This window comes from Pseudomonas agronomica, assembly GCF_025917275.1.
Classification (GTDB): domain Bacteria; phylum Pseudomonadota; class Gammaproteobacteria; order Pseudomonadales; family Pseudomonadaceae; genus Aquipseudomonas; species Aquipseudomonas agronomica.
In genome coordinates this window covers 1-3,984 of the sequence record NZ_JAOSHO010000453.1, presented here as the reverse complement: position 1 = coordinate 3,984, position 3,984 = coordinate 1, and the positions used below count along the sequence as shown (strand labels likewise).

Genomic DNA, 3,984 nt, shown 5'->3' with positions numbered 1-3,984 from the left:
GAGCGCAACTCAGCCGCCGCAAGAAATGGTGCTACGGCCGAATCTCGATCATCGTCCCATCCGGTACCAGGTTCCAAACCTCACGCATGTCCACATTGCGCATGGCGATGCAGCCGTCGGTCCAATCCAGGGTATGGAACAACTGTTCGGGGTTTTCTTCCGTATCGGGGGTGCCGTGGATCATGATCATGCCCCCCGGCTCCACGCCTTCGCGGCGCGCGCGGGCGGCGTCGGCGATGTTGGGGTAGGAAATGTGCATCGACAGGTAGAACCGGTCGCTGACCTTGCGCCAGTCGATCCAGTAGAAACCTTCGGGGGTGCGCTTGTCGCCCTCGATCAGCTTGGGGCCTTTCTTGGCGCCCTTGCCCAGGGAGATGCGATAGGTCTTGAGGGGCTTGCCGTCGTTGACCAGTTGCAATTGATGGGCGGACTTGAGCACCAGGACTTTTTCGATGACCTTGCCGTTGTAGGTTCCCACGGCAGCGGCTTGGGACACAGCGGTAAACGACAAGCAGAACAGGACGAGCAACCAGCGCATTGAAACGATATCCCTAGAGGTGTCGCGGCTATATTGGATTTTAACTATTGGCAGGCTGAGCCAGCGGCGGTATCGACTCGGATCGTACCGGGTAATCCTCATCCCGCCGGTCAGCGTAGAAGTATTCCAGGGTACGGCCCACGGTGCGGAAAGCCAGCTCGTCCCAGGGAATGTCCGCCTCTTCGAACAGCTGCACTTCCAGGCTCTCGGGCCCGGCGGCGAAGTCCAGGTCCATCAGTTCGGCGCGGAAGAATACATGCACCTGGCTGATGTGCGGTACGTCGATCAGCGTATAGATACTCAGGTTGCGCACCCGGGCGCAGGCTTCTTCGGCGGTTTCACGCACGGCGGCCTGCTCGACGGTTTCACCGTTTTCCATGAAGCCTGCCGGCAACGTCCAATAACCGCGCCGTGGCTCGATGGCGCGCCGGCACAACAGGACTTTACTGCCCCAGGTCGGTAAACATCCGGCAACGATATTGGGGTTCTGGTAATGGATGGTGTGGCAGGTGTCGCAGACAAAGCGCAGTCGCGAGTCGCCCTCGGGTATGCGCTGGGTTACCGGGTTACCGCACTGGCTGCAGAATTTCATGCTGGGATTCCTGAAGGCTGCGCCTATCTTGGCGTGTACGGGCGGGTATCGGCAAGTTGTCGTTTCGCGACATGACGCGGTGCGGGGGTTGGGCCGCTTGAATGATTGGTGCATGATGCAAGGTAGCGAATAAATCGAGAAGTCTCATGCTGGACGAGCTACTGCATCGAGTAAGCAACCATACCCCGCACGACCTGCAGGCTGACCGACGTTTCCCCGAAGCCGCGGTGCTGGTGCCGATCACTCGCAGTGACGAACCGGAGCTGGTACTGACCTTGCGCGCCAGTGGGCTCTCGACCCACGGTGGCGAAGTGGCGTTCCCCGGTGGGCGCCGTGACCCGGAAGACCCCGACCTGATCTTCACCGCCCTGCGCGAAGCCGAGGAGGAAATCGGCCTGCCTCCAGGACTGGTGGAAGTGATCGGCCCGCTCAGCCCGCTGATTTCGCTGCATGGCATCAAGGTCACGCCTTATGTCGGTGTGATTCCGGATTTCGTCGAATACCAGGCCAACGACGCCGAGATCGCCGCGGTGTTCAGTGTGCCGCTGGAGTTTTTCCGCAAGGATCCACGCGAGCACACCCACCGCATCGATTACCAGGGCCGCAGCTGGTACGTGCCCAGCTACCGTTTCGAGGGGTACAAGATCTGGGGCCTGACGGCGATCATGATCGTGGAGCTGGTCAATCTCTTGTATGACGCCGATATCGACCTGCACACGCCGCCCAAGACTTTCATCAATACTTGAAGCCCCGAGGACTCCCATGAAATACCGCCTGGGCGATGCCCGTGTCGAAACCCACCCGCACAGCTGGGTCGCGCCCAACGCTACGCTGGTGGGCAAGGTCCGCCTCGAAGAGGGCGCCAACGTCTGGTTCAACGCTGTGTTGCGGGGCGACAACGAACTGATCCTGATCGGCAAGGACAGCAATGTGCAAGACGGCACTGTGATGCACACCGACATGGGCTATCCGCTGACCATCGGCACCGGCGTGACCATCGGCCACAACGCCATGCTCCACGGCTGCACGGTGGGGGACTACAGCCTGATCGGCATCAACGCGGTGATTCTCAACGGCGCGAAGATTGGCAGGAACTGCATCATCGGCGCCAATTCGCTGATCGGTGAAGGCAAGGAGATCCCCGATGGTTCGCTGGTGATGGGCTCGCCGGGCAAGATCGTGAGGGAACTGACCGAGGCCCAGAAGAAAATGCTCGAGGCCAGTGCGGCGCATTATGTGCACAACGCCCAGCGCTACGCTCGCGACCTGGTCGAGCAGGAACAATGAACGCGCCTGAACGCCCGGTTCCTTCGCCCTGCGTGAATATTTGTGCGCTGGATGATGACGATACCTGCACCGGTTGCCAGCGCACCGTGGCGGAAATCACCCGTTGGAGCCGGATGGACAATGATGAACGGCGCGGGGTCTTGGCGTTGTGTCATGAGCGGGCGAAGGCGAGTGGGTTGGTGTGGATGTTGCCGGCAAAACGCTGAATACATCCCCCGTGGCGACGGAGCTCGCTCCGAGCCCTGTAGGAGCTGGCGGAGCCTGCGATCTTTTGATTTTGATCTTGATCTTGATCTTTCGCTTGCGATTCAAGTGTCTTGGAAAAGATCGCAGCCTCGTTGCACTCGGCAGCTCCTACGCAGCTCCCCAAGCTCACCTGATCTCAGTTTGATCGTCCCAACCACCGATCCAACCCCACCACCCCTAGCGCAATCCCGACGAACCCCGCCAATATCCCCCCGGCATTGATGAACACCTGTGGATAACCCAGGCTCGCCACGTCGATGAAAGGGTAGGGGTAGGCCGCCAGCAAATCTCCCCTTAGCAGGATGTAGGCGAAGTACACCAGCGGATAAATCATCCACAGCCCGATATGGCCCAGGCGCAACGTGCCTTTAGGCACCCACAGCCCCCAATAGATGATGAACAGCATAGGCATGACGTCGTGCAGCAATTCATCGGCGATAAACTGCCAGCCTTCCGGTTGCCAGAGATGACGCAGCAGCAGGTTATAGGCCAGGCCGACCAGGGCGATGCTCACCGCGATGCCGCTGCGTACCGCAGGCAGCAGGAACCAGCGCCGGACGGCTGATTCACGGTGGGTTACTTCCCACGTCAATACCACGGCGGCGAGGGTATTGGTCAGCACCGTGAAAAAACTGAAGAAATTGACCAGGCCACCCAACAGGCTCGCGCCCAACTCCCAGCGACCCAGCAGGATCAGGTAAAGCTGGACGCTCAACCCAACCCAGCCGAGCAACGCCAGCATCGACACGAAACCGGTTCGCACGTCCACGGTTCAGAGGGGCCGCTTGGTGCGCATCAGCTTGATGTACAGGCGCTCGACTTTTTCCCGCGCCCACGGCGTCTTGCGCAGGAACGTCAGGCTCGACTTGATGCTCGGATCGCTTTTGAAACAACGGATATCAATGCGTTCGGCCAGGCCCGACCACTCGTAGTGTTGCACCAGGGCGTTGAGGATCTGCTCCAGCGTCACGCCGTGCAGCGGGTTGTTGTTCGGTTCGGTCATGGCGGGCCTTTGCATGAAGAAGTCTAAAGCCGCGCACCTTAGCCGAGGTGCCCGTTGGGTGGAAGTATGGCGTTTATCGTGGCTGCGTGAGGCTGGGCACACTGTTACCGAATCCGAGATGATCCATGTCAGCAAAAGCACTTTCTCTATTTGTAACAGGACATTATCCTTGCGCCGCCTGCTGAAACGCTTCTTGTGGCGAGATAGAGCCATTGCGTGGGGAAAATCGCTATTGAACCCCGTTGCGCTGCTTTTGCAGAGACAGCGCTGTCTCTGCGTGCGGCAAAAAATTCATGTGGGAGCGGGCTTGCCCGCGAA

At 59.7% G+C, this 3,984-nt stretch carries 8 protein-coding genes; 4 read left to right on the top strand and 4 right to left on the bottom strand.

Features of this window, described 5'->3' with window-relative positions:
- Positions 1-31 precede the first annotated feature (31 nt).
- Positions 32-538, bottom strand: a complete 507-nt coding sequence (locus OC610_RS22555) for a L,D-transpeptidase family protein (protein ID WP_264430894.1) — start codon at positions 536-538, stop codon at positions 32-34.
- Positions 539-578: 40 nt separating this feature from the next.
- A complete protein-coding gene (locus OC610_RS22550) occupies positions 579-1,130 on the bottom strand; it encodes an NUDIX hydrolase (RefSeq protein ID WP_264430893.1) in 552 nt (183 codons plus the stop codon).
- Between the two features lie 146 nt (positions 1,131-1,276).
- On the opposite strand from OC610_RS22550, the gene OC610_RS22545 reads away from it, so the two are divergent.
- Genes OC610_RS22545 through OC610_RS22535 form a run of 3 tightly spaced genes read left to right on the top strand, consistent with a single transcriptional unit; the run spans position 1,277 to position 2,623 of the window.
- Positions 1,277-1,876 carry a CoA pyrophosphatase gene (locus OC610_RS22545; protein ID WP_181286545.1) on the top strand — a complete coding sequence of 200 codons (600 nt, stop codon included), beginning with the start codon at positions 1,277-1,279 and terminating at the stop codon, positions 1,874-1,876.
- A 16-nt stretch (positions 1,877-1,892) separates the two neighbouring features.
- Complete coding sequence (locus OC610_RS22540) at positions 1,893-2,417, top strand: gamma carbonic anhydrase family protein (protein WP_264430891.1); 525 nt, start codon at positions 1,893-1,895, stop codon at positions 2,415-2,417.
- On the top strand, positions 2,414-2,623 hold the full coding sequence (locus tag OC610_RS22535; RefSeq protein ID WP_264430889.1) for a DUF1289 domain-containing protein: 210 nt from the start codon (positions 2,414-2,416) through the stop codon (positions 2,621-2,623). Before OC610_RS22540 ends, OC610_RS22535 begins: the two co-directional genes overlap by 4 nt.
- 176 nt (positions 2,624-2,799) lie before the next feature.
- Here the strand turns inward: OC610_RS22535 and OC610_RS22530 are convergent, their stop codons facing one another.
- The gene (locus OC610_RS22530; RefSeq protein ID WP_264430897.1) at positions 2,800-3,405 is read right to left on the bottom strand and encodes a Pr6Pr family membrane protein; all 606 of its coding nucleotides are present in this window, start codon (positions 3,403-3,405) and stop codon (positions 2,800-2,802) included.
- A 30-nt stretch (positions 3,406-3,435) separates the two neighbouring features.
- Positions 3,436-3,666 carry a VF530 family protein gene (locus OC610_RS22525; protein ID WP_030138550.1) on the bottom strand — a complete coding sequence of 77 codons (231 nt, stop codon included), beginning with the start codon at positions 3,664-3,666 and terminating at the stop codon, positions 3,436-3,438.
- Positions 3,667-3,679: 13 nt separating this feature from the next.
- On the opposite strand from OC610_RS22525, the gene OC610_RS22520 reads away from it, so the two are divergent.
- The coding region (locus OC610_RS22520; RefSeq protein WP_264430887.1) for a hypothetical protein at positions 3,680-3,984 on the top strand (305 nt) is incomplete at its 3' end.